The sequence below is a fragment of the Rhizobacter sp. OV335 genome (assembly GCF_900142965.1).
Classification (GTDB): domain Bacteria; phylum Pseudomonadota; class Gammaproteobacteria; order Burkholderiales; family Burkholderiaceae_C; genus Rhizobacter.
The window spans coordinates 97,787-122,102 of record NZ_FRCQ01000023.1; the positions used below are offsets into that span (position 1 = coordinate 97,787).

Annotated in this window: 22 protein-coding genes; 9 read left to right on the forward strand and 13 right to left on the reverse strand. The window is 69.0% G+C overall.

Annotated features, from left to right (window positions below; all coding sequences use genetic code 11):
- The 5 genes from BUE42_RS22055 to BUE42_RS22075 all read right to left on the reverse strand — a co-directional run.
- Positions 1-1,169, reverse strand: a 1,169-nt coding sequence (locus BUE42_RS22055) for a sulfate adenylyltransferase subunit 1 (protein WP_073467476.1), incomplete at its 3' end; no start/stop codon positions are given.
- Positions 1,169-2,128, reverse strand: a complete 960-nt coding sequence (gene cysD / locus BUE42_RS22060) for a sulfate adenylyltransferase subunit CysD (protein ID WP_073467446.1) — start codon at positions 2,126-2,128, stop codon at positions 1,169-1,171. The genes BUE42_RS22055 and cysD, both read right to left, overlap by 1 nt.
- A complete protein-coding gene (locus BUE42_RS22065; protein ID WP_073467447.1) occupies positions 2,125-2,877 on the reverse strand; it encodes a phosphoadenylyl-sulfate reductase in 753 nt (250 codons plus the stop codon). The genes cysD and BUE42_RS22065 overlap by 4 nt, the downstream gene beginning before the upstream one ends.
- Positions 2,874-3,407 (reverse strand): DUF934 domain-containing protein, encoded by a 534-nt coding sequence (locus BUE42_RS22070; RefSeq protein ID WP_073467448.1) that lies wholly within the window; start codon positions 3,405-3,407, stop codon positions 2,874-2,876. Before BUE42_RS22070 ends, BUE42_RS22065 begins: the two co-directional genes overlap by 4 nt.
- Before the next feature lie 3 nt (positions 3,408-3,410).
- Positions 3,411-5,111, reverse strand: coding sequence for a nitrite/sulfite reductase (locus tag BUE42_RS22075; protein ID WP_073467449.1), 1,701 nt, complete (start codon positions 5,109-5,111; stop codon positions 3,411-3,413).
- Positions 5,112-5,296: 185 nt separating this feature from the next.
- Here BUE42_RS22075 and BUE42_RS22080 point away from each other — a divergent pair, with 185 nt between their 5' ends.
- On the forward strand, positions 5,297-6,271 hold the full coding sequence (locus BUE42_RS22080) for a patatin-like phospholipase family protein (protein WP_073467450.1): 975 nt from the start codon (positions 5,297-5,299) through the stop codon (positions 6,269-6,271).
- An 8-nt stretch (positions 6,272-6,279) separates the two neighbouring features.
- Here the strand turns inward: BUE42_RS22080 and BUE42_RS22085 are convergent, their stop codons facing one another.
- The 3 genes from BUE42_RS22085 to phaP form a co-directional block, all read right to left on the reverse strand.
- Positions 6,280-6,573 carry a helix-turn-helix domain-containing protein gene (locus BUE42_RS22085; protein ID WP_073467451.1) on the reverse strand — a complete coding sequence of 98 codons (294 nt, stop codon included), beginning with the start codon at positions 6,571-6,573 and terminating at the stop codon, positions 6,280-6,282.
- Positions 6,574-6,584: 11 nt separating this feature from the next.
- Positions 6,585-7,901, reverse strand: coding sequence for a type II toxin-antitoxin system HipA family toxin (locus tag BUE42_RS22090; RefSeq protein ID WP_073467452.1), 1,317 nt, complete (start codon positions 7,899-7,901; stop codon positions 6,585-6,587).
- A gap of 256 nt (positions 7,902-8,157) precedes the next feature.
- Positions 8,158-8,709, reverse strand: coding sequence for a TIGR01841 family phasin (gene phaP / locus BUE42_RS22095; protein ID WP_073467453.1), 552 nt, complete (start codon positions 8,707-8,709; stop codon positions 8,158-8,160).
- A 187-nt stretch (positions 8,710-8,896) separates the two neighbouring features.
- On the opposite strand from phaP, the gene BUE42_RS22100 reads away from it, so the two are divergent.
- The 8 genes from BUE42_RS22100 to BUE42_RS22135 are packed head-to-tail and all read left to right on the forward strand — an operon-like array spanning position 8,897 to position 17,443.
- Entirely contained in the window at positions 8,897-9,832 is a 936-nt protein-coding gene (locus BUE42_RS22100) for a histone deacetylase family protein (protein ID WP_073467477.1), read from the forward strand.
- Positions 9,829-10,296 carry an acyl-CoA thioesterase gene (locus tag BUE42_RS22105; RefSeq protein ID WP_073467454.1) on the forward strand — a complete coding sequence of 156 codons (468 nt, stop codon included), beginning with the start codon at positions 9,829-9,831 and terminating at the stop codon, positions 10,294-10,296. The genes BUE42_RS22100 and BUE42_RS22105 overlap by 4 nt, the downstream gene beginning before the upstream one ends.
- Positions 10,293-11,018, forward strand: coding sequence for a nitroreductase (locus BUE42_RS22110; RefSeq protein WP_073467455.1), 726 nt, complete (start codon positions 10,293-10,295; stop codon positions 11,016-11,018). The genes BUE42_RS22105 and BUE42_RS22110 overlap by 4 nt, the downstream gene beginning before the upstream one ends.
- Positions 11,018-12,340: a sodium:proton antiporter gene (locus BUE42_RS22115; RefSeq protein WP_073467456.1), complete on the forward strand. Its 1,323-nt coding sequence runs from the start codon at positions 11,018-11,020 to the stop codon at positions 12,338-12,340. The genes BUE42_RS22110 and BUE42_RS22115 overlap by 1 nt, the downstream gene beginning before the upstream one ends.
- Positions 12,341-12,379: 39 nt before the next feature.
- Positions 12,380-13,372 carry a 2-hydroxyacid dehydrogenase gene (locus BUE42_RS22120; RefSeq protein ID WP_073467457.1) on the forward strand — a complete coding sequence of 331 codons (993 nt, stop codon included), beginning with the start codon at positions 12,380-12,382 and terminating at the stop codon, positions 13,370-13,372.
- Positions 13,369-14,871: an ABC transporter permease/substrate-binding protein gene (locus BUE42_RS22125; protein WP_083614390.1), complete on the forward strand. Its 1,503-nt coding sequence runs from the start codon at positions 13,369-13,371 to the stop codon at positions 14,869-14,871. Before BUE42_RS22120 ends, BUE42_RS22125 begins: the two co-directional genes overlap by 4 nt.
- Before the next feature lie 22 nt (positions 14,872-14,893).
- Positions 14,894-16,294, forward strand: a complete 1,401-nt coding sequence (gene rmuC / locus BUE42_RS22130) for a DNA recombination protein RmuC (RefSeq protein ID WP_073467458.1) — start codon at positions 14,894-14,896, stop codon at positions 16,292-16,294.
- A 3-nt stretch (positions 16,295-16,297) separates the two neighbouring features.
- Positions 16,298-17,443, forward strand: a complete 1,146-nt coding sequence (locus BUE42_RS22135) for an MFS transporter (RefSeq protein WP_073467459.1) — start codon at positions 16,298-16,300, stop codon at positions 17,441-17,443.
- A gap of 6 nt (positions 17,444-17,449) precedes the next feature.
- Here the strand turns inward: BUE42_RS22135 and BUE42_RS22140 are convergent, their stop codons facing one another.
- From BUE42_RS22140 to BUE42_RS22160, 5 genes are all read right to left on the reverse strand, one after another.
- Positions 17,450-18,094 carry a glutaredoxin family protein gene (locus BUE42_RS22140; RefSeq protein ID WP_073467460.1) on the reverse strand — a complete coding sequence of 215 codons (645 nt, stop codon included), beginning with the start codon at positions 18,092-18,094 and terminating at the stop codon, positions 17,450-17,452.
- A 64-nt stretch (positions 18,095-18,158) separates the two neighbouring features.
- Positions 18,159-20,195, reverse strand: coding sequence for a M3 family metallopeptidase (locus BUE42_RS22145; protein WP_073467461.1), 2,037 nt, complete (start codon positions 20,193-20,195; stop codon positions 18,159-18,161).
- Between the two features lie 21 nt (positions 20,196-20,216).
- Positions 20,217-21,077 (reverse strand): bifunctional methylenetetrahydrofolate dehydrogenase/methenyltetrahydrofolate cyclohydrolase FolD, encoded by an 861-nt coding sequence (gene folD, locus BUE42_RS22150; RefSeq protein WP_073467462.1) that lies wholly within the window; start codon positions 21,075-21,077, stop codon positions 20,217-20,219.
- Positions 21,078-21,138: 61 nt separating this feature from the next.
- The gene (locus BUE42_RS22155) at positions 21,139-21,762 is read right to left on the reverse strand and encodes a response regulator transcription factor (RefSeq protein WP_047510729.1); all 624 of its coding nucleotides are present in this window, start codon (positions 21,760-21,762) and stop codon (positions 21,139-21,141) included.
- Positions 21,763-21,772: 10 nt separating this feature from the next.
- Positions 21,773-24,271 carry a PAS domain S-box protein gene (locus BUE42_RS22160; protein WP_235002530.1) on the reverse strand — a complete coding sequence of 833 codons (2,499 nt, stop codon included), beginning with the start codon at positions 24,269-24,271 and terminating at the stop codon, positions 21,773-21,775.
- Positions 24,272-24,316: the final 45 nt, after the last annotated feature.

Consider the following 24,316-nt stretch of genomic DNA (forward strand, 5'->3'; position numbering starts at 1 on the left):
GTCTCGACGATCACATGGCCGATCTCGTTGACGGCGAGCTGGTTCGCGTCGATCGCCTCCAGCGTGTGGATGTCGAGCCGGCTCTCGATCGCGGTGATGCGCGCCTGCACCCAGCGGTTGCCGTGGCGCACCCAGTACTTGCGGCCGACGACGGCGGGTTCGGTGTCGAGCCACGCGAGCGTCGCGCTGAAGCGCTGCGTCTCGTGGATGGTCGACGGCGTCGAGATCCAGTCGCCGCGCGAGACGTCGAGCTGCCGGTCGAGCACGACGCCCGCCGACTGCCCGGCCTCGACCACGTCGACCACCTCACCCGCCAGGCGCACCTCGGCGACCATCGCGGTCTGGTTGCTCGGGAAGACCTGCACCGTGTCGCCGGCCTTCACGCGGCCGTGGGCCACGCGGCCGTACAGCGTGCGCGGCTGGTTGCCGGTGCCTTCGCCTTCGCGCGACACGTACTGCACGGGGATCAGCAGGTCGCCGTCCTTGCGCTCCTGCAGCGCCGGCAGCGCTTCCAGCAACTGCAGCAGCGACGGGCCGTCGTACCAGTCGGCGGCGAGCGGCTGCGTGACGTTGTCGCCACGCAGCGCCGACACCGGGATCACGCCGGCCACCGCGATGCCGGCCTGCTGAGCGAACGCCAGCAGCGCGGTCTTGGTCGCCGAGAAGGCATGCGCCGGGTCGCTCACCGCATCGAGCTTGTTGACCGCGAAAACAATGCTCGGCACGCGCAGCAGGTGCGCCAGCAGTGCATGGCGGCGGGTCTGCGCGAGCAGCGGCAGCGGGTTCGCGTGGGTGTCGAGCTTGGTGATGTCGACCAGCACCACGGCCGCATCGCTGCCGGCCGCGGCCGTCACCATGTTGCGGGTGTACTGCTCATGGCCGGGGGCGTCGGCGATGATGAACTTGCGCTGCTTGGTCGCGAAGTAGCGGTAGGCCACGTCGATCGTGATGCCCTGTTCACGCTCGGCCTCGAGGCCATCGGTCAGCAGCGACAGGTCGATCGGCGCGCCGGCGGCGCGCTTCTCGAGCGTGTCGAGCTGGTCGGCCAGGATCGCACGGCTGTCGAACAGCAGCCGGCCGATCAGCGTGCTCTTGCCGTCGTCGACGCTGCCGGCGGTCAGGAATCTCAGGGCGCGGTGGTCTTTCACTTGAACTTGCGGCGTGCTCATCAGAAATAGCCTTCCTTCTTGCGGCGTTCCATCGACGCGTCCGACGTGCGGTCGTCCATGCGGGTCGCGCCGCGTTCGCTCACCGTCACCTTCAGCGTCTCGGCAACGATCTCGGTCGCGTTCGCGGCCGGGCTCTCCACCGGGCAGGTGCAGGTCATGTCGCCCACCGTGCGAAAGCGCACCTCGGCGGTCTCGACCACCTCGCCGGCCTCGGGCGGCGTCACCTCGGTCAGCGGCACCAGCAGGCCCTTGCGGCGGATCACCTGGCGGTCGTGCGCGTAGTACAGGTTCGGCAGCGGGATCTTCTCGCGGGCGATGTACAGCCACACGTCGAGCTCGGTCCAGTTGCTGATCGGGAACGCGCGCATGTGCTCGCCCGGCTTGATGCGGGTGTTGAACAGCGCCCACAGCTCGGGGCGCTGCTCCTTCGGCTGCCATTGGCCGAAGCTGTCGCGGTGCGAGAAGATGCGCTCCTTCGCGCGGGCCTTCTCTTCATCGCGGCGCGCCCCGCCCATCAGCACGTCGAAGCGGTGTTCCTCGATGGCTTCGAGCAGCGCGACCGTCTGGTGGCCGTTGCGCGACTCCAGCGGGTGCGACAGGCGCACCGTGCCGCGCTTGATCGAGTCTTCGAGGTGGCCGACGACCAGGCGCTCGCCCATCTCGGCGACGCGGCGGTCGCGGAACTCGATCACTTCCGGAAAGTTGTGCCCCGTGTCGACGTGCAGCAGCGGGAACGGCAGACGGCCCTTGTACTCGCCATCCGCGCCCTTCGACTTGAAGGCCTTCTCGGCCAGGCGCAGCACCACGCACGAATCCTTGCCGCCCGAGAACAGCAGCGCCGGGCGCTCGAACGCGGCGACGGTCTCGCGCAGGATGAAGATGGCTTCTTCCTCGAGCCAGTCGAGGTGGCTGTGGTCGAGCTGCGGCAGCAGTTGTTCCACGGTCAGCGGGGCATTCATTTCCGGTCTCCGATCATCGACACGGCGGCCTCTTCGGCCCCGTGCACGTGCAGTCCGCACTCTTTCGCCTTCTCGTCTTCCCACCACCAGCGGCCGGCGCGGAAGTCCTCGCCCACCGCGATCGCGCGGGTGCAGGGCGCGCAGCCGATGCTCGGCATGAACTGGTCGTGCAGCGGGTTGTACGGCACCTCGTTCGACGCGATGTACTGCCACACGTCGTTCCAGCTCCAGTCGGCCAGCGGGTTGAACTTGATGCGGCCCTTGTCGTCGGGCTCGCTGAACGGCACCTCGCCGCGGTTGTTCGACTGCTCGCGGCGCAGGCCGGTGACCCACGCGCTGCGCTGCGCCAGCATGCGCGACAGCGGCTCCAGCTTGCGGATGCCGCAGCAGCCCTTGCGCAGCTCGATGCTTTCGTACATCGCGCGTTCGCCGTGGTTCTTGACGAAGTGGATCACCGCGTCGGCTTCCGGGCGGTAGACCTCGACCGACAGGCCGTAGCGCGCTTCGATGCGGGGCACCAGCGCGAGCGTTTCCTCGTGCAACTGGCCGGTCTCGAGCGTGCCGATCGCGATGGGGATGCCGTGGCGCGCGATCAGGTCGGTCAGCACCATGTCTTCGGCGCCGAGGCTGGTGGCCTGCACGACGTGGCCCGGGTGCTCGGCCGCGGCCTGCTTCAGCACCGCCACCGCGTGCGCGACGCGCTCGTCGAAGCCGACCGTCTTGCGGGCGTACAGGGTGACCGCATTCATATGGCCGAACCCGCCTGGTTGAACTCGCGGTTCGTCGTCTCCTCGCCGGCCGGGCGCTTGAACAGCGGGCGGTGCTCGGTGACGTCGGCCTGGTAGTGGCCGGGGAAGAAGTTCAGCGCGCGCTCGGCGATGTCGATCGACTGGTCGGCGCGCAGCACCACGGCATCGAAGCCGGTGCGCTGCAGCAGCGGCATCATGTCGACCACCACCTCGCCGGTGGCGCGCACCTCGCCCGTGAAGCGGTAGCGCGAGCGCAGCAGCCGGGCCTGGCTGTACGCGCGGCCGTCGACCCACTTCGGGTAATGCAGCACGACCAGGCTCAGCCGCGGCAGGTCCTCGGCCAGGTCTTCGATGTCGGCATCGTTCGGGAACTGCACGCCGACGGCCATGCCGGCCGGCCAGGTGCTGCGCACGCCGCGCCATTGCGCCAGCGTCAGCAGGCTGTTCGGCGCGGGCGTCAGCGTGACCATCGGGCCGTCTTCGCCGGTGATGGTGTGCCAGGGGTCGCGGGCGGTGTCGATGAATTTCATGGGTCAGGCCTTGGCGGTGCTGCGGCGCTGCGCATTGGCCGCGGTCTTGAACGGATCGAGCCCGATGCGGTTCACGGTGTCGATGAAGCGCTCGGCGGCGGTGCTGCGCTGCGCGCGGTAGGTGTCGAGCACCGCCTCGATCACGTCGGGCACCTCGTCGGCCGCGAACGACGGGCCGATCACCTTGCCGGGCGTCGACTGGTGGCCGCTGATCGATGAGCCGTCGAGCCCGCCGAGCGTCACCTGGTACCACTCGCTGCCGTCCTTGTCGACGCCGAGGATGCCGATGTGGCCGCTGTGGTGGTGGCCGCAGGAGTTGATGCAGCCGCTGATGTGCAGGTCGATGTCGCCGATGTCGTAGAGCTCGTCGATGTCGTCGAAGCGCTCGGTGATGGCCTCGGCGATCGGGATCGAGCGGGCATTGGCCAGTGCGCAGAAATCGCCGCCGGGGCAGGCGATCATGTCGGTCAGCAGGCCGATGTTGGGCGTCGCGAAGCTGGCGGCGCGCGCGGCTTCCCAGAGTGCGAACAGGTCGCTCTCGCGCACCCACGGCAGCACCAGGTTCTGGTCGTGCGAGACGCGCAGTTCGGCCTGGCTGAAGCGGTCGGCGAGGTCGGCGGCCAGCTCCATCTGCGTGTCGGTGATGTCGCCGGGAGCCTGGCCGGTGCGCTTCAGCGAGAGCGTCACGCTGCGGTAGCCGGCGAGGCGGTGCGGGTGCACGTTGCGCTCGAGCCAGCGCTGAAACGCGGCGGGGGCGTCGGCCGGCACTTCGATCTTGCTGCCGGCGATCGGGGCCACGCCGGCCGGTGTCACGAAATGCGCCGCGACGCGGTCGAACTCCGCCTGCGGAATGATCTGCTCGGTGCCGTCGCTGTCGATCGCGAGGATCTTCTGGTACTCCTCGGCCACGTCGTCGAGGAAGCGCTGGCCTTCGGCCTTCACCAGGATCTTGATGCGCGCCTTGTACATGTTGTCGCGCCGGCCGTAGCGGTTGTAGACCCGCACGATGGCCTCGAGGTAGACGAGGATCTGCTGCCACGGCAGGAACTCGTTGATCACCGTGCCGATCACCGGCGTGCGGCCCATGCCGCCACCGACCAGCACCTTGAAGCCGATCTCGCCGGCCTCGTTCTTCAGCAACTGCAGGCCGATGTCGTGCCAGGCGATCGCGGCGCGGTCTTCATGCGCGCCGCTGACGGCGATCTTGAACTTGCGCGGCAGGAACGCGAACTCGGGGTTCAGCGTGCTCCATTGCCGCAGGATCTCGCAGTACGGGCGCGGGTCGATGATCTCGTCGGCCGCGACACCGGCGAAGCAGTCGCTGGTGATGTTGCGGATGCAGTTGCCGCTGGTCTGGATGCCGTGCATGCTGACCGAGGCCAGCAGGTCCATCACGTCGGCCGACTTCGGCAGCGGGATCCAGTTGTATTGGCAGTTCTGCCGCGTCGTGAAGTGGGCGTAGCCGCGGTCGAACTCGCGCGCGATGCGCGCCAGCATGCGCAGCTGCGTGGCGCTCAGCTCGCCATACGGCACCGCGATGCGGGCCATCGGCGCATGGCGCTGGATGTACCAGCCGTTCTGCAGGCGCAGTGCGCGGAACTCGTCATCGCCCAGCGTGCCGGCGAGGTTGCGCTGGAGCTGGTCGCGGAACTGCGCCGCGCGCTGCTTGACGAACTGGGTGTCGAACGGGGTGTATTGATACATCGCCTTGAGTTCGCTTCTGGGGTCAGTGGAGGCTGCATTTTCCTCGCCAACGGCACGCCTGGCGCGGATCGCCCGTCAAGAGGAGAGCGGCGACTGTACGGGCGCGCATATATATGCTGGAAGAACATTTTTGTTGCTTGTTTATTCGACACAGGGATAAAGGCCGCCGTCCCTAGAATCGCCGGATGCGCTCCTTTCTGACTTATTCATGGGTTCGTGCGGCCGCCGTGGCCGCCGTCGTCCTGCTGGCCGGTTGCCAGACCGTTCCGGTTCCGTCGCCCTCCGGCTCGGCCTCCGCGCCGGGCGGCAACCCGCCGCTGGTGGTGGTTGTGCCGCCGGATTCCGCGGCCTCGGCGCCGGTGATCATCCTCAAGCCGGTGCCGAAGCCGCCGCGCATCGGGCTGGCGCTGGGCGGCGGCGCGGCACGCGGCTTTGCCCACATCGGCGTGATCCAGGTGCTGGAAGAAAACGGCATCAAGCCGGACCTGGTGGTCGGCACCTCGGCCGGCAGCCTGGTGGCCGCGCTGTACGCGTCGGGCAAGAACGGGCTGGCGCTGGCGGCGATGGCCGATTCGATGGATGAGACGGCGATCACCGACTGGGCCTTTCCCGGGCGCGGGCTGATCCGCGGCGAGGCGCTGGCGCGCTTCGTGCGCGAGGCCACCGGTGGCAAGACCATCGAGCAGATGCGCATGCCGCTGGGCATCGTCGCGACCGACCTCGACAACGGCGCGCCGGTGCTGTTCCAACGCGGCGATGCGGGCATCGCGGTGCGGGCCTCGAGCGCGGTGCCGGCGGTGTTCCAGCCGGTGCGCATCGGCACCCGCGAGTACGTGGATGGCGGGCTGGTGTCGCCGGTGCCGGTGCGCTTCGCGCGTCAGATGGGGGCCGAGATGGTGATCGCGGTCGACATCTCGGCGGTGCCGGACGGTGCCGCCACCGGCGACCCGATGCGCATGCTGCTGCAGACCTTCGCGATCATGAGCCGCAGCATCAACGCCTTCGAGTTGCGCGAGGCCGACGTGGTGCTGCGGCCGAAGCTGGCCGACGTGTCATCGGCCGATTTCGCGGCCCGCAAGCGCTCGATCCAGGCCGGGCGCGAGATCGCGCTGGCGATGCTGAGCGAGCTGAAACTGCGGATCGCCGCGAAGACGCACTGAGGCGGCGATCAGGCGCCGGGCGGCGCGATGCGCACGACGCCGAGCTTGAGCCCCAGCACGCCGAACAGCCGGTTCATCGTCTGCACGCTGCCTTCGCTGCGGCCTTGCTCGATGTCCTGCACCGTCCGGTAGTGCACGCCGGACAGCTTGGCCAGCTCGGCGCTGGTCAGGCGCATCGTCTTCTTCAGGTGGCGCAGCGCCTCCTGCGTCGACCACTCGGGGTGGCCGAGCACCTCGTCGATGGCCTGCTTGCGCAGCATCAGCTGCTCGGAGAGGCTGAGGTGGCCGTAGCGCTTGTCCATGTCCGGGACGATCAGGCCAGCGCGGCGAGTTGCCGGGCCTGGGATTCCAGGCCGGCTCGCAGGTAGGCGTGGACCTCGGGCGACAAGCCGGATGCGGTGGCGTCGCCGGCGATCTCGTCGAGGACCGGCGCCATCGCCTTCAACCCGGCCAGCAACGGCGCGCGCCGCAAGGGCGTGTGGGTTTCGCCGGGCTGCGGCAGGCTGTCGGCGCAGACCTTGTCCAGCACGCGCGACCAATCCGGCTGGCCAGCGTCGTTGCCTTCCCAGCGGATGCGGCGCGCGATGCCGTCCGGGTGCAGGTACATCGGGGCGAAGTCGTAGAGCGGCGTCAGCGCGACATGGCCATCGAAGTCGCGCTGCACCGCGGTGTTGCGGGCGTGGTTGTCCTTGTTGCCGAGCGCGAGGTTCGCCACGTCGCGCCGCAGGTACTCGAGCACCTCGGCTTGCGGATCGCTGCAGCGTCGCACCAGCTGGCGGCACACCTCGTCGTGCGAGGGCACCTCGCCGAAGCCCGGCTTGCCGGTCAGCGTAGCGATGCTTTCCTGGGCCAGGCGCAGCACGCCGCCGGGCGTCGGTCGGCGATCGAAGCGTGGGATGAAGAGCGCGCGCTCCCGCAGCGTCAACGGCGCATGGACCCGGAGCCCGAGCCGCTGTGCCAGTCCCATGTAGGGCGCTTCATGACGCAGGATCGCGGCGAGCGCGGGGTCGGTGCCCCGGCCGAACTTGACGATGAAGTGTTCGCGGGCCCGGGCGTCGGGCAGCGTGTGGTCCAGGTACAGCAGCCCGTCGTCCGCCCGCGTCAGCAGAAGCTTGGGCCACTCACCCTGCACGCCGGATGAGCCGGCCACGAACAGGCCGTGAGAGGCGAGGTGGTCGGTGAAGGCTTCGCCGCGCTGGGCGACCTCGGCATCGGTGAAGCCTTGCGTGACGCGGTCACGCTCGGCCAGCCAGGCCGCGGCCTCCTTGATGCGCAGGTTGCCGATCGGGTTGCCGGCACCGGCCAGCAGCAATCGCCAATCGGCCGCATCCGCCATCGTGGTCGGCAGGCTCAGTTGCCGCAGCAGCTCTTCGCGGCCGAAGCCCTGCGGCAGCATGTCGATCAGGAACACCGGCCAGTGCTTCAGTTGCAAAGGTTCCAGGCCGACGGGGTAGTTGCACGAGAACGCGTGGGCGTCGATGGCGTCGGTGTGCTCGACGGCCCAGGCGACCGCATAGCCGGTGTAGCTGGCGGTTCGCCAGCCCGCCTGCTCGCTGCCGAACAGGCTGACAACCCCGGCGTCATGCCAGGCGCCGCTGGCAAACAGTTGAATGGTGCACTCGCCGTTCATTTGCACAGAATTCTATCTATCTCTCGCGCGAATTGGCGTTCTTTATGGATACTTTTCTGTGCAAGAAGGAATCGGCCCCCCAAAACAAAACGGCCCGGTGTTGCCACCGGGCCGGAAGGTACCTGGAATCAGAATTCGCGCGGTACCGAGGAGACAACCTTTCAGGGAGAACCGCAGGCAGGGCCTGCGGTCACTCTCAGATGAAGGGTCGCGCAATAAGTTCAAGTCGTCTTCGTGACGACTTGTTCGCGCCGGATCAGGCGGCGGCGCGCTTGGTCTTCGGAGCCGACGCGGCCTTCACGGCGCTGGCGCTGATGGCTTCGATGTTGGCTTCTGCCACCTTGGCGGCCTGGCCGGCGGCCTTTTGCAGGCTTTCATAAGCGTTGCTGGTGGTCGCGACGGCCGACTTGAACAGCGCGACGACGTTCTCGGTGCCGGCCGGTGCGTTCTTCACCGCGGTGTCGACCACCGACATGAACTTCTGCTGGGCTTCGGCGGCCTGGGCTTCAGCGACCTTGCCGATGTCGGCATTGGTGCTGGCGGCGATGTCGTACAGGTAGCGGCCGTAGGCGGCGGCCTTCTCGGCGGCCGGTTGCAGCAGGCTGGCTTGCAGCGTCAGAAACTCTTGCGCGTCTTTCACCGACAGGGCGGCCTGGGTGTTGGCAGCGGCTTCGCCGAGGGCGGTCTTCGCGACCTGCAGGTTCAGCTCGACGAGCTTCTCGACGCCTTCGAACGCCTTGCCGGTCAGGCCGAAAAGCGTGTCGATGTTGGTCTTGTGGGCGGCGATCAATTGTTCAGCGGTCAGCATGTGGAATCTCCAGAGGATAGAAAAAGGGGACTGCGCCTGACACAGTGACTTTGTTGCACTGCACCATGACCGAAAGTATACGAGGCGATCGGCAGATTTCAAGCTGTTTTTGCTGCATTGCAGCAATCTAGAGTCGCCCACCCATTTCGGGCTCGATCGGCACAATGCGCCGGCGATGTCCGCCTCGATGCAAGCTTTTCATTCCGACCACTTCGTGCTGCCGCTGCCGGATGGGCACCGGTTTCCGATGCAGAAGTACCGCCTGCTGCGCGAGGCGGCCGAGTCGGAACCCCGGCTGCGCCTGCAGGAGGCGCCGGCCGCCACCGACGGCGAGCTCGCCCTGGCCCACACGCCCGACTACGTCACCGCGGTGTCCGAAGGCACGCTGAGCGCCGCCGCGCAGCGCGAGATCGGCTTCCCGTGGACGCCGCGCATGGTCGAGCGTTCGCGCCGCTCGGTCGGCGCGACGATCGCCGCGGCCCGCGCTGCCTTGGCCGAGGGCATCGCCGCGAACCTGGCCGGCGGCACCCACCATGCGTATGCCGACAAGGGCGGCGGCTACTGCGTCTTCAACGACGTGGCGGTGGCCGCGCGGCTGATGCAGGCCGAATGGCACCGGCACCACCGCGCGCTGTTGCGCATCGCGGTGATCGACCTCGACGTGCACCAGGGCAACGGCACCGCGGCGATCTTCCGCGACGACCCGACGGTGTTCACGCTGTCGCTGCACGGCGAGCGCAACTTCCCGTTCCGCAAGGAAGCGAGCGACCTCGACGTGGCCTTGCCCGACGGCTGCCGCGACGCCGAGTACCTGGCCGCGCTCGATGCGGCACTCGGCGAGCTGTGGCGCCGCCATGCGCAGGGCGCGCCGGGCCTGGTCTTCTACCTCGCCGGTGCCGATCCGCACGAGGGCGACCGGCTCGGGCGGCTGAAGCTCACGTCCGCCGGCCTGGCCGAGCGCGACCGCCGTGTCTTCGATGCCGCCCGCGAACGCCGCATCCCGGTCGCGATCAGCATGGCCGGCGGCTACGGCCGCGAGATCGCCGACACCGTCGCGGTGCAGCTCACGACGCTGCGCGGGGCGCTGGCCAGCCGCGAGCAATGGAACAATGCAGCGCCATGACGATGCCCTCCACGCCGCCGACCTCGACACCGACCCGCGCGCAACCCGAGCCGCGCAGCGCCTACCGGCACTTCGCCAGCCTGTCGACCCGCTGGATGGACAACGATGCCTACGGCCACGTCAACAACGTCGTCTACTACAGCCTGTTCGACACCGCGGTGAACCGCTACCTGATCGAGGCCGGCGCGCTCGACATCCACGCCGGCGCGGTGATCGGCCTGGTGGTCGAGACCCACTGCAACTATTTCGCGCCGATCGCGTTCCCGCAGATGGTCGATGCCGGGCTGCGGGTCACGCAGGTCGGCAGCTCCAGCGTGCGCTACGAGATCGGGCTGTTCGCCGCCGGCGAGCCGCTGTGCGCGGCGCGCGGCCATTTCGTGCACGTCTACGTCGACCGCGCGACGCGCCGCCCGGCCGCGTTGCCGACCGTTCTCACCCAGGCCTTGGAAGGATTGCGCCCGTGAATTCTCCGCACCACCCGTCGCACCACCAGCCGACCCCCGAGCAGACCGCCGCCGTCGACGCGGCGATCACCTCGCGCCGCTCGCTGCGCGCCTACCTGCCGACGCCGATCCCGCGCGAGACGATCGAAGACATCCTGCGCGTCGCGTCGCGCGCGCCGTCGGGCACCAACACGCAGCCGTGGAAGGTCTACGTGCTGACCGGCGAGCCGCTGGCGGCACTGGGGCGCGACATCTCCGCCCTCTACGACGATCCCGAGGAGGCGGCGCAGCACCACGAGGAGTACGCCTACTACCCGGTCGAATGGCGCTCGCCCTACATCGACCGGCGCCGCAAGGTCGGCTGGGACCTGTACGGCCTGCTCGGCATCACCAAGGGCGACAAGCTGCGCATGCACGAGCAGCACGGCCGCAACTACGTGTTCTTCGACGCGCCGGTCGGCCTGATGTTCACGATCGACCGCGTGATGCAGCAGGGCAGCTGGCTCGACTACGGCATGTTCCTGCAGAACATCATGGTGGCAGCGCGCGCCCGCGGCCTCGACACCTGCCCGCAGGCCGCGTTCACGCAGTTCCACCGCATCATCCTGCCGCAGCTCGGCGCGGGCGATGACGAGATGCTGGTGTGCGGCATGTCGCTCGGCATCGCCGATCCGGCCGCGGTCGAGAACACGCTGGTGACCGAGCGCGAGCCGGTGGCCGGCTTCACGCGCTTCCTCGGCTGATGCCCGGGCCGCTGTGGGGCCTGCCGTTCGCGGGCTTGCTGCTGTCGATCGCGCTGATGCCGCTGGCGGTGCCGGGTTTCTGGCACCGTCACTACGGCAAGGTGGTGGCCGCCTGGGCGCTGGCGTACCTCGTGCCGCAGGCGATGCAGTCGGGCGTCGACGCCGCGTGGCACGGCCTGGTGCACGCCGCGGTCGGCGAGTACATCCCGTTCATCGTGCTGCTGGCCACGCTGTTCATCGTGGCCGGCGGCATCTTCGTGCGCGGCAACCTGCACGGCGGCCCGGGGCTGAACGTCGCGCTGATGGCGATCGGCGCGGTGCTCGCCAGCGTGATGGGCACGACCGGCGCGTCGATGCTGATGATCCGCCCGCTGATCCGCGCCAACGACCACCGGCGCCACACCGCCCACGTCGTGGTGTTCTTCATCTTCATCGTGTCGAACGCGGCCGGGGCCCTCACGCCGCTGGGCGACCCGCCGCTGTTCCTCGGCTTCCTGCAGGGCGTGGCCTTCAGCTGGACGCTGGTGCACCTGCTGCCGCACACGCTGTTCATGGTCGGCTCGCTGCTCGGCATCTTCTGGCTGCTCGACCGCTGGTACTGCGGCCGCGACGATCCGCGGCCCGCCGACCCGACCCCGGACACCCGCGGCCTCGGCATCGAGGGCGCGGTCAACCTGCCGCTGCTGGCCGGCGTGGCCGGGTTGATCCTGGTGAGCGGCGTCTGGCAAGGCGGCGTCGCGTTCACGGTGGCTGGGGCCGAGATCACCTGGCAAGGCCTGGTGCGCGACCTCGGGCTGATCGCGATCGCGGCGCTGTCGTGGTTCCTGACGCCGCCCTCGGCCCACGCGCAGAACCAGTTCGGCTTCGGGCCGATCATCGAGGTCGCGAAACTCTTCGCCGGCATTTTCCTGACCATCATCCCGGTCATCGCGATGCTGCGTGCCGGCGTCAACGGGCCGTTCGGCGCGATCGTCTCGGCCGTCACCGGACCCGATGGCGCGCCGCTGCCGGGGATGTATTTCTGGGCCGCGGGCGTGCTGTCGTCGTTTCTGGACAATGCGCCGACCTACCTGGTGTTCTTCAACGCCGCCGGCGGCGATGCGCAGCAACTGATGACGCAGTACGCGACGACGCTGGTCGCGATCTCCGCCGGCTCGGTGTTCATGGGCGCCAACTCGTACATCGGCAACGCCCCGAACCTGATGGTGAAGGCGGTGGCCGAAAGCCGCGGCATCCGGATGCCCGGCTTCTTCGGCTACATGGGCTGGGCCATGGTCGTGCTGCTGCCGCTGTTCGTGCTGATGACGCTGATCTGGTTCTGACCCATTCGTTGACCTGTTTTCTGATGAAGAGGATCTGACATGAAGCCTGCCGTACTCGTCTCGCGTGCCGTGTTCCCCGACATCGTCGACCGCCTGCGGGCGCATTTCGACGTCGAGGACAACCCGCAGGACCGCGTCTTCACGAAAGCCGAGCTGATCCAGCGTCTGGCCGGCAAGCAGGGCGTGTTCGCCACCGGCAGCGAGCGCTTCGACGCCGAGGTGCTCGATGCCAACCCGCAGCTGAAGGCGGTGTGCAACATGGCGGTCGGCTACAACAACATCGACGTCGACGCCTGCAACGCGCGCGGCGTGCTGTGCACCAACACGCCCGACGTGCTGACCGAGACCACCGCCGACTTCGGCTTCGCGCTGATGATGGCCACCGCGCGGCGCATCGCCGAATCGGAGCACTTCCTGCGCCGCGGCGAATGGAAGAAGTGGTCCTACGAGATGTTCGCCGGCAGCGACGTGCACGGCGCGACGCTCGGCATCCTCGGCATGGGCCGCATCGGCCAGGGCATCGCGAAGCGCGGCGCGCTCGGCTTCGGCATGAAGGTGATCTACCACAACCGTTCGCGGCTGGCGCCCGACATCGAGGCCGCCTGCCGCGCAAGCTACGTCTCGAAAGAGGCGCTGCTGCGCGATGCCGACCACCTGGTGATCGTGGTGCCGTACTCGGCCGCCTCGCACCATGCGATCGGTGCGCCGGAGCTGGCGCAGATGAAGCGCAGCGCGACGCTGACCAACATCGCGCGCGGCGGCGTCGTCGACGACGCGGCGCTCGCGCAGGCGCTGGCCGAGCGGCGCATCGCTGCCGCCGGGCTCGACGTGTTCGAGGGCGAGCCGGCGTTGAACCCTGCGCTGCTGACGGTGCCCAACGTCGTGCTGACCCCGCACATCGCGAGCGCCACCATCGCGACGCGGCGCGCGATGGCCAACCTCGCGGCCGACAACCTGATCGCCGCGCTCGGCTTCGGGCCGAACGCCGGCCACCCGCCGACCCCCATCAACGCCGCGGCGCTGAAGGGATGAAGGCGCTGCGCGCTGCCGCTGTCGGGCTGCTGATCGGCCTGCTGATGGCGTGCGGCGCGTCGGCGCAGGCGGCCGACAGCGTCACCGTCGGTTCCAAGCGCTTCACCGAGTCGTACGTGCTCGGCGAGATCGTGCGCCAGACGTATGAGCGCGCCGGCATCGCGGCCACGCACAAGCAGGGGCTGGGCAACACCGGCATCCTGGAGCAGGCGCTGTCCAGCGGCGCGGTCGACGTCTACCCCGAGTACACCGGCACCATCGTGCGCGAGCTGCTCAAGCGCGAGGGCAACCCGTCGCTCGACGAACTGAACGCCTGGCTCGCGCCGCGCGGGCTGAAGGCCGCGGTGCCGCTCGGCTTCAACGACACCTACGCGATCGCGATGCTCGAATCGCAGGCGCAGCAGCTCGGCATCGAGCGCATCTCCGACCTGCTGAAGCCGCAGGCGGCGGCGCTGCGCCCGGGCCTGTCGCACGAGTTCCTCGAACGCGCCGACGGCTGGCCGGCGCTGAAGGCCGCGTACCGCCTCCCCTACGACAAGCCGCCCGGCCTGGACCATGGCCTCGCCTACGACGCGATCGCGGCGCACCGCGTCGACCTGATCGACATCTACAGCACCGACGCCAAGGTGGGCCGCTACAAGCTGCGGGTGCTGAAGGACGACCTGAACTTCTTCCCGAAGTACGACGCGGTGCTGCTGATGCGGGCCGGGCTCGACCCGGCGCCGCTGCAGGCGCTGGCCGGCCGCATCGACGAGGCGGCGATGATCTCGCTGAACGCCCAGGTCGAACTCGACGGCAAGAGCTTCGCCGAGGTCGCGCGGCAGTTCCTGTCGGGCAGCGCAGCGGCGGCGTCGAAGCCGGTCACGTTCGCGCAGCGGCTGTTCGGCCCGGATTTCGCGCGCCTCACCTGGCAGCACCTGCTGCTGGTGTTCGGCTCGCTCGTGGTGGCGGTGCTGGTGGGCGTGCCGCTCGGCATTGCGGCCTGGCGCTGGCCGCGCAGTGCGGGCGTGGTGATGGGCGTGGTGTCGGTGCTGCAGACGGTGCCGTCGCTCGCGCTGCTGGCCTTCCTGATCGCGGTGGTCGGCAGCATCGGGCTGCTGCCGGCGCTGATCGCGCTGTTCCTCTATGCCTTGCTGCCGATCGTGCGCAACACGCACGCCGGGCTGCAGGGCGTTTCCGCCGGGCTGGCGCAGGCCGCGTTGTCGCTCGGCCTGACGCCGCGGCAGACACTGCGCCATGTGCAGCTGCCGCTGGCGGCGCCGACGCTGCTGGCCGGCATCAAGACGGCGGCGGTGATCAATGTCGGCACCGCGACGGTCGCGGCCTTCATCGGCGCCGGCGGCTACGGCGAGCGCATCGTCGCCGGGCTGGCGGTCAACGACACCGCGGCGATGCTGGCCGGCGCGCTGCCCGCGGCAGTGCTGGCGCTGCTCGTTCAGTACGGCTTCGACGCGATCGAAAAACGCCTGCTGCCTGCCCCACTGCGCTCCTCGGCATAGCCGCTGCTGCGAGAATGCGCGGATGCTCCTCGACTGGATTTCGCTCGCACTCCTCGTTCTCGTCCTGCTGCTGGTGCTCTGGCTCGCGCTGCGGCGGCCCGACCAAGGCACCGATCACTTCGAACGGCTCGAGCGCGGCCTGCGCGACGACGTGGCCCGCAGCGCCCAGGGCACGCGCCAGGAGCTGGGCCAGACGCTCGCCAGCTTCCAGCAGACGCTGCTGGCGCAGCAAGGCGACGTCGCGCGCACGCAGAACGAGCAGATCGACAGCTTTCGCACCCAGCTCGCCGCCACGCAGCAGGCACAGGAAGCCACGCTGGCGCGGTTGGCCGAGCAGCAGGCCAATGCGCTGAAGCGCTTCGCCGACACGCTGGGCGACCAGCTGCGCTCGCTGTCGCAATCGAACGACCAGCGCCTGACCGAGATGCGCGGCGCGGTCGAGCAGAAGCTGTCGGCGATCCAGGCCGACAACGAGAAGAAGCTCGAGCAGATGCGGGCCACCGTCGACGAGAAGCTGCACGCCACGCTCGAGCAGCGCCTGGGCGAGAGCTTCAAGCTGGTCGCCGACCGGCTCGACCAGGTGCACAAGGGCCTGGGCGAGATGCAGAACCTGGCGCGCGACGTCGGCTCGTTGAACCGCGTGCTGACCAACGTCAAGACGCGCGGCATCTTCGGCGAGGTGCAGCTGGCCGGCCTGCTGGAGCAGGTGTTCACGCCGGAGCAGTATGCGGTCAACGTCGAGACGGTGCCGGGCAGCGGCGCGCGGGTCGAGTTCGCGATCCGGTTGCCGGGCCAGCGGGCCGACGGCGTGCCGCTGTGGCTGCCGATCGACGCCAAGTTCCCGCGCGAGGACTACGAACGATTGCTGGATGCGCAGGACCGCGCCGACCCGGTGGCGGTCGAGGTGGCCGCGAAGGCGATCGAGACGCGGCTGCGGCTCGAGGCCCGGTCCATCCACGACAAGTACGTGGCGCCGCCGCACACCACCGACTTCGCGATCCTGTTCGTGCCGACCGAAGGCCTGTACGCCGAGGCGCTGCGCCGGCCGGGGCTGGTCGAATCGCTGCAGCGCGAATACCACGTGATGCTGGCCGGGCCGACCACGCTGCTGGCCACGCTGAACAGCCTGCAGATGGGCTTTCGCACGCTGGCGCTGGAGAAGCGTTCGGTCGAAGTGTGGGAGGTGCTGGGCGCGGTGAAGACCGAGTTCGCGAAGTTCGGCGACGTGCTCGCGAAGACCAAGAAGAAGCTCGACGAAGCCAGCAACACCATCGACCAGGCGCAGACACGGGCCAACGTGATGGCGCGCAAGCTGAAGTCGGTCGAGGCGGTCACCGAGACGCATGCGCAGGCGCTGTTGCCGCTGGCGCTGCCGCGCGACGACGACGCCATCGTCCCCGATCTTCCGGAGAGCGACGCCTAGACGATGGCCAAATTCTCCCGCCCGCTGCTCGCACTGATCCTCGGTCAGATCAGCTTGCATTCCTGCATGGCCGGCGTGCGGATGGCCGCGCCGCTGCAGGCGCTGAAGCAAGGGCAGGCGGAGTGGACGGTCGGCCTGCTGATGGCGTTGTTCGCCGCCGCGCCGGTGCTGCTCTCGCTGCCGGCCGGTCGGCTCGCCGACCGCCGCGGCTACCACGTGCCGATGCGGCTGGGGGTGGTGCTGTCGCTCGCCGGCGGCACCATCGCCGCGCTCAGCAGCCACTACCTCGCGATGTGCCTGGCCGCCATCCTGACCGGCGCCGGCTCGAACTTCGGGCTGATCACGATCCAGCGCACCGCCGGCCGCATGGCCACCGACGCGACCGAGCGCATCCGCGTCTTCAGTTGGCTCGGGCTGGCGCCGGCCTTGTCGAACGTGGTCGGCCCGGTGACAGCCGGCCTGTTGATCGACCTGATGGGCTTCCGCTTCGCGTTCGCGGTGCTGATGCTGATGCCGCTGGCCGCGATGGTGTCGGCGCGCTACGTGCCGGCCGAGGCCGACGTGCCGCGTGCCACCACGGCGACCGCGCACCAGAGCTCATGGGACCTGCTGCGCTCACCGGCGTTGCGCCGGCTGCTGCTGGTGAACTGGCTGCTGTCGGCCAGCTGGGACGTACATTCCTTCGTCGTGCCGATCCTCGGGCATGAGCGCGGCATGAGCGCCGGCGCGATCGGGGTGGTGCTCGGCCTGTTCGCGGTGTCGGTGGCGGGGGTGCGGCTGCTGATCCCGATCCTGGCGCACCGCCTGAGCGAATCGCAGGTGCTGACCGGCGCGATGTTGTGGGTCGCGGTGATCTTCGGCGTCTACCCGTTCGTGCACTCGGCGTGGCTGATGGCCTGCTGTGCCTCGCTGCTCGGGCTGGCGCTCGGGGCGGTGCAGCCGATGGTGATGTCGACGCTGCACCACATCACGCCGCACGAACGGCATGGCGAGGCGATCGCGTTCCGTTCGATGGCGCTGAACGGGTCGAGCACCGTGATGCCGCTGCTGTTCGGCGTGTTCGGCGCGGCCCTGGGGGCCGCGTCGCTGTTCTGGATGATGGGGCTGGCGGTCGGTGCCGGCAGTTGGCAAGCCCGCCAGATCCGGTGAGCGTTCCTAGAACTTGATCCCGGCCGGGTTGCTGCCGCTGTCTCCCGACGACGACGACTGCTGCGGCTGCGCGGCCGGCGCATTGCCGTTCTGCGGCGTGCTCGCCTTCACCGCCTGCTTCGGCTCGGTCAGCGGCGTTGCGCTGCCCTGCGGGAAGTTGGCCGGCAGCTTCGATTCCTTCGGGTACGCCGCGGCATCGAGGTAGCTGTTCCAGTCCTCACGCTGGAAGCCGCGCAGCACCTGGGACCCGACGGTCATCGCCGGCAGGTCGCGGGAGCCGGTGATGCGCTGCAGCGCGTCGCCGTCTTCCTTGGTCGCGATCGACTTCTCGGCGAACGGGATGCCGCGCTGGCGCAGCATCTGCCGGGCCGTGTCGCAGGGCTGGCAATCCTTGGTGCCGTACAGCGTCACCGGATAGCGTTGCGCGACCTGGCGCAGCTCGTAGGGCAGCGCGACGTCGTCGGACACGCCGCCACTGCTGTTGACCGACTGCACCTTGTTGTCGGGGCTGACCGCCGGCCGGTCGGTGTAGGTGATCTTGCCGTCGGGGCCGACCACCTTGTACAGCGCATGCGCCGGCAGCGCGGTGAACATCGCGGCCAGCAGCACGGGTGCCGCCAGGCTGAAGGTGCGGGAAATGGATCGTGTCATGGGGAAGGCTCCAACAACGCTGAATGTGTTTGCGTCCGAATTTACTTCATCAAGGCCTGCTCGCCTAAGCCATGCCTTGGTGTCGCAACAACGCATCGATCTTCGGCTCGCGGCCGCGGAAGGCCTTGAAGCTCTCCATCGCCGGGCGGCTGCCGCCCGCCTCGAGGATGGCCTGGCGGTAGCGCCGCCCGGTGGCGATGTCGAACGCACCGGCCTCTTCGAAGGCGCTCCAGGCGTCGGCGCTCAGCACTTCGGCCCACTTGTAGCTGTAGTAGCCGGCCGCGTAACCGCCGGAAAAAATATGTGAGAAGCCGTGCTGGAAGCGGTTGAAGCGCGGCGGCACCAGCACCGCGACCTCGGCGCGTACCTCGTCGAGCAGCTTCTGGATGTCGGCCTGCGAGCCCGGCTCGGCATGCAGGCGCATGTCGAACAGCGAGAGCTCGATCTGGCGCAGCGTCTGCAGCCCGCTCTGGAAGTTCTTCGCGGCCAGCATCTTGTCGAACAGCGCGCGCGGCAGCGGCTCGCCGGTGTCGACGTGGGCGGTCAGCCGCTTCAGCACGTCCCACTCCCAGCAGAAGTTCTCCATGAACTGGCTGGGCAGCTCGACCGCATCCCACTCGACGCCCGAGATGCCAGCCACGCCGACATCGTTCACCTGCGTCAGCATGTGGTGCAGGCCGTGGCCGAACTCGTGGAACAGCGTCGTCACGTCGTCGTGCGTCAGCAGCGCCGGGCGGCGCTTGCCGTCGACCTCGACCGGCGACGCGAAGTTGCACACCAGGTGCGCCACCGGCGTCTGCGTGCGGCCGTCGGGGCGCGCCCAGCGGCCGCAGACGTCGTCCATCCACGCGCCCGGGCGCTTGCCGGGGCGGGCATACGGGTCGAGGTAGAACTGGCCGACCAGCTCGCCCTGGCGCTCGATGCGGAAGAAGCGCACGCCCGCGTGCCAGACCGGCGCGCTGTCGGCGCGGATGCTCACTTCGAACAGCGTCTCGATGATGCGGAACAGCCCGTCCAGCACCTTGGTCTCGGTGAAGTACGGCTTGACCTCCTGGTCGCTGAACGCGTAGCGGCTTTCCTTCAGCTTCTCGCTCGCGTACGGGAAGTCCCAGGCCTGCAGCTCGTCGAGCCCGAGCTCGGTGCGGGCGAAGCTGCGCAGCTCGGCCAGGTCGCGCTCGGCGTACGGTCGGGCGCGTTGCGCCAGGTCGCGCAGGAAGGTGGTGACCTGCAGCGGCGAATCGGCCATCTTCGGCACCAGCGACACCTCGGCGAAGCTCGCGTAGCCGAGCAGGCGCGCTTCTTCCTGGCGCAGGTCGAGCAGCTCGCGCATCACCGCGCTGTTGTCGAGCGCGGCGGGACCGGCCTCGCTCGCGCGGGTCACGTAGGCCACGTACAGCTTCTCGCGCAGCGCGCGGTTGCTGCCGTACTGCATCACCGGGAAGTAGCTCGGGAAATGCAGCGTGATCTTGTGGCCCGGCTTGCCCTCGGCCTCGGCGGCAGCGCGCGCCGCGGCGATCACGTCGGCGGGCACGCCGGCCAGTTCGGCCTCGTCGACGTACAGCGCGAAGCCGTCGGTCGCGTCGAGCACGTGCTCGGAGTAGCTTTGCGACAGCGCGGCCAGGCGGTCCTGGATCTGCGCGTAGCGGTCGCGGTCGGCGCCCTGCAGCTCGGCGCCCGACAGCACGAAGTCGCGCATCGCGTTCGACAGCGCCTGGCGACGCGGCGCGCTGAGCGCGGCGGCGGCCGGGGAGTGCGCGATCTGCTTGTACTTCGCGTAGAGGCGCTCGTCGGCACCGAGCCGGGTGTGGAATTCGGTGACGGCCGGCAGCTGCTCGTTGTAGGCGGCGCGCAGCTCCGGCGTGTCGGCCACCGCGGTCAGGTGGTGCACCGCACCCCAGGCGCGGCCCAGGCGTTCGGTCGCGACGTCGAGCACCGCCGACATCGCGTCGTAGTCGGCCGGCACCGCATCGCTCGTGACCTTGTCGAGGGCTTCCTCGGCCTCGGTCAGCAGCTGCGCCATCGCCGGCGCGACGTGCCCGGCGCGGATCGCCGAGAAGTCGAGCAGCGCATCGGGAACCAGCAGTGGATTGATCTCGTTCATTGTTTTCTCCCTTTCAAGGTTTCAACCCTGCGCGAATCGCTCCGCGGCCTCCAGGGTGTTGACCAGGAGCATCGCACGGGTCATGGGTCCGACGCCACCCGGTACCGGCGTGATCCAGCCGGCGACCTGCGAGACGCCGTCGAAATCCACGTCGCCGGCGAGCTTGCCGTCGTCCTTGCGGTTCATGCCCACGTCGATCACCACCGCGCCCGGCTTGACCATGCCGGCGGTGAGCACATTGCGCTTGCCGACCGCCGCGACGACCACATCGGCCTGGCGCGTGTGAAGGCCGATGTCGGGCGTCCCGCTGTGGCAGATGGTGACGGTGGCGTTGGCCTGCAAGAGCAGCAGGGCCATCGGCTTGCCGACGGTGTTGCTGCGGCCGATCACCACCGCGGTCTTGCCGCGCAGGTCGGTGCCGAGGCTGGTGGTGGCGATCAGCTTCATGCAGCCGTACGGCGTGCACGGCAGGAAGCCCGGGCGGCCGACCATCAGCGCGCCGGCGCTCTGCACGTGGAAGCCGTCGACGTCCTTCAGCGGCGAGATCGCCTCGATGACCTTCTGCGGATCGATGTGCCTGGGCAGCGGCATCTGCACCAGGATGCCGTGGATCGCCGGATCGGCGTTCAGCGCCGCGATGCGCGCCAGCAGCTCGGCCTCGGGCAGCGAGGCGTCGTATGTCTCGAGCACCGAGCGCACGCCACTGGTCTCGCAGTCGTTGACCTTGTGCTTCACGTAGACCTGCGAAGCCGGGTCGTCGCCGACCAGGATCACCGCCAGGCCGGGCCGGTGGCCGCGGGCGGTGAGGGCGGCGGCGCGCTGTGCGACCTCGGCGCGAACCTGCTTGGCGAGGGCGTTGCCGTCGATCAGTTGTGCGGTCATGGGGTGGGCTCCAGAAACGAAAAAGGCCGCTTCGGTAGCGGCCTTCGGGATGGGGCGGGTGTCAGGCCTTGGCTTGCGCGCCCAGGGCGATCTTCAGCAGGTCGGCCACCGTGTTGGCATTCAGCTTCTCCATGATGTTGGCGCGGTGCGCCTCGACCGTCTTGATGCTGATGCCCAGGTCGTCGGCGATCTGCTTGTTGAGCCGGCCGGCGACGATGCGCTCGAGCACCTGCGCCTCGCGGGTGGTCAGGCGCGACAGCAGCGCGTCGCGGCTGGCGGCTTCCTGGTGGTGCGAGAACGCGCTGCGGGCCTGGTCGAGCATGCGCTCGACGAGGCCGAGCAGTTCTTCTTCCTTGAAGGGTTTCTCGATGAAGTCCATCGCGCCCTTCTTCATCGTCGTGACCGCCATCGGCACGTCGCCATGGCCGGTGATGAAGACGACCGGCAGCGGCGACTTGCGCTCGAGCAGGCGGTCTTGCAATTCGAGCCCGCTCATGCCGTCCATGCGGATGTCGGCGATCAGGCAGGCGACCTCGCGCGGGTCGAAGCGGGACAGGAACGATTCGGAGGAATCGAAGCACTTGACGCGGTAGTCCTTGCCCTCGAGCAGCCATTGCAACGAGTCGCGCACGGCTTCGTCGTCGTCGACCACATAGACCGTGCCTTTTTTCGGGATCAAGCTCATCGAAGCAGTCTCATGGCAGCGCCGGCTCCAGGCCGGCAGATTTGGCGGTTTCCACAGGCAGCGTGAAGCTGAAGCGGCACCCGACGGCGAGGTCGCCATTGTAGAGGTTCTGTGCACGGATACGGCCGCGGTGGCTCTCGATGATCGAGCGGCACAGGGACAACCCGATGCCCAGGCCTTCGGCCTTGGTCGAGAAGAAGGCCTCGTACAACCGCGCGATCACTTCTTCTTTCAAGCCGGGGCCGTTGTCGGTCACGCTGAACTCGATCACGCCGCCTTCTTCGGGCGTGTGCTTGGGCACCACTCGCATCTCGATGTTGCGGCGCGACTGCGGCAGCTGCGCCATGTCGATCGCCTCGGCTGCGTTCTTCAGCAGGTTCAGCACCACCTGCTCGATCAGGATCGGGTCGACCATCAGCGTCGGCAGGCGCTGCGCGACGTAGACGTGCACCGCCACGTTGCGCCGGCGCAGCTCGATGTTGGCCAGCTCCACCGCGTCTTCGATGATGCTCTGCGCCTGCGCCGGTTGGCGCTGCGGCTCGCTGCGCTTCACGAAGGCGCGGATGCGCCGGATGATCTGCCCGGCGCGCTCGGCCTGGCGGGCGGTCTTCTCGAGCGCGGCGATCAGGTCGTCCTTCTGGATCGCGTCGCCCTTCACGCGCGAGACCATGCCGTTGCAGTAGTTCGTGATCGCGGTCAGCGGCTGGTTCAGCTCGTGCGCGACCGACGAGGCCATCTCGCCCATCGTCACCAGCCGGCTCGTCACCTGCGCCTTCTCGGCCTGCTGCGCGGCCTGCGTCTCGGCGTTGCGGCGGCCGGTGATGTCGGTCGCGATCAGCATCTGCGCGAGCCGCCCGTCGGTCCACTGCAGGTAGCGCGCGCGCACGTCGAACCACTTCTGCAGCGGCTCGATGAAGACCTCGCGCGCGTCGGAGCCGACCTCGGTCAGCTCCTGCGTCGGCAGGCCGCCGAAGCTGTCGACCGAGTCGCCGTCGTCGCCGAAGGCCGAGAGCCCGCCGATCACCGGCAGCCCCGGGTCGCCGCCGGCCAGCAGCGCATGGCCGCGCGCATCGGCGCCGAACCACAGCCGGTACGAGCGGTTCGCGAACAGCAGCTCGCCCTGCTGCACCGACAGCACCGACACCGCGGCATCCAGCCCCTCGAGCACGGTGGTGAAGCGCTCGTGCGAGGCCGACAGCTGGTCGCGCACCCGCTTGGCCTCGGTGATGTTGGTCATCGAGGTCATCCAGCCGGTCTGCAGCCCTTTCGGGTCGATCAGCGGCGAGACGTACATGCGCGCGTCGAACTGCGATTCGTCCTTGCGCATCACCTTCACCTCGATGCCGCCGGCGGGGCTGCGGCCCTGCAACTCCTGCTGCAACAGGCGGGTGTTCTCGTCGATGCGCTCCGGCGGCCAGTGCGGGAAGGGCGGCACGCGGCCGATCAGCTCGGCCTCGCTGAAGCCGGTCATCGCGCAGAAGGCCGGGTTCACGTAGGTGATGCGGCCTTCCATGTCCATCGCGCGCATGCCGGTCAGCATCGAGTTTTCCATCGCGCGCCGGAAGTTCGTCTCCGACACCAGCGTGCTCTGGATCTGCAGCCGCCGGCGCATGTGGCGCCAGGTGCCGAGCAGCATCCACACCGTCAGCACCGACAGCGCGGCGACCATCCAGAACAGCGTGTTGCTGATCAGCCCGATCGAGGTGCGGTAGCCCTGGCCGCGCAGCACCAGGCCGTTGCCGGCCGGCGCGAGCGGCACGTCGTGCACGATGGTGGTGGCCGAGCGGCGGTTCTGCTGGCCGGGCATCGGCGTCACGGTGCTCGCGAGCACGCGGTCCTGGCTGTCGACCAGCGTCACCGAATGCCGCGTCGAGACCTCGGCCGGGATGAAGTAGCGCATCAGCGACTCGATCGAGTACTCGGCGATCAGCGTGCCCGAGAACGCGCTGCGGTCGAGCAGCGGCACCTGCACCTGGAACACCGCGGCGCCGTACAGGTCGGTGAACGGGCGCGAGTACACGGGCTGGCGCAGGTCGCGCGCCGCGGTGAAGGCGGCTTCTGGGCCGGTCTTCGCGCCTTCCTTGGGCACCGAGGTGCTGCTCTCCTCGCCGCCGAAGCCGCTTTCGGGGTGGAAGCCGGTGGCGGCGTAGCCGGCGCGGCGGGCGCGGTTGGCACCGACCCAGATCAGGTTCGTGATCTCGGGGCGCTCGCGCGTGAAGCTGGCGGCCTGGCCGAGGAACTCGTCCTGGTCGATGGTGCGGGTCGCGATCTCGCGCGCGATGCGCACCAGTTGCTCCTGGTTCTCGATCAGCCGCAGCCGGATCTGCTGCTGCGCGATCTCGGTGTCGCGCTTGACCGATTCCTGCTCGCGCTCGAATTCCTCGTTGCGCAGGTACCAGAAGGCCAGGATGATCGCCGCCAGGAACAGCAGCACCGACACCAGCGGACCCAGCGTCGCGAAGCGGTCCTGGCGGGCGAGCGACTGGCGCCGCCACCAGAGGCCGAACATTCTCTGCGCCGCACCAGGGAGAGGGGCACTGCGCGGAGGAGGGTT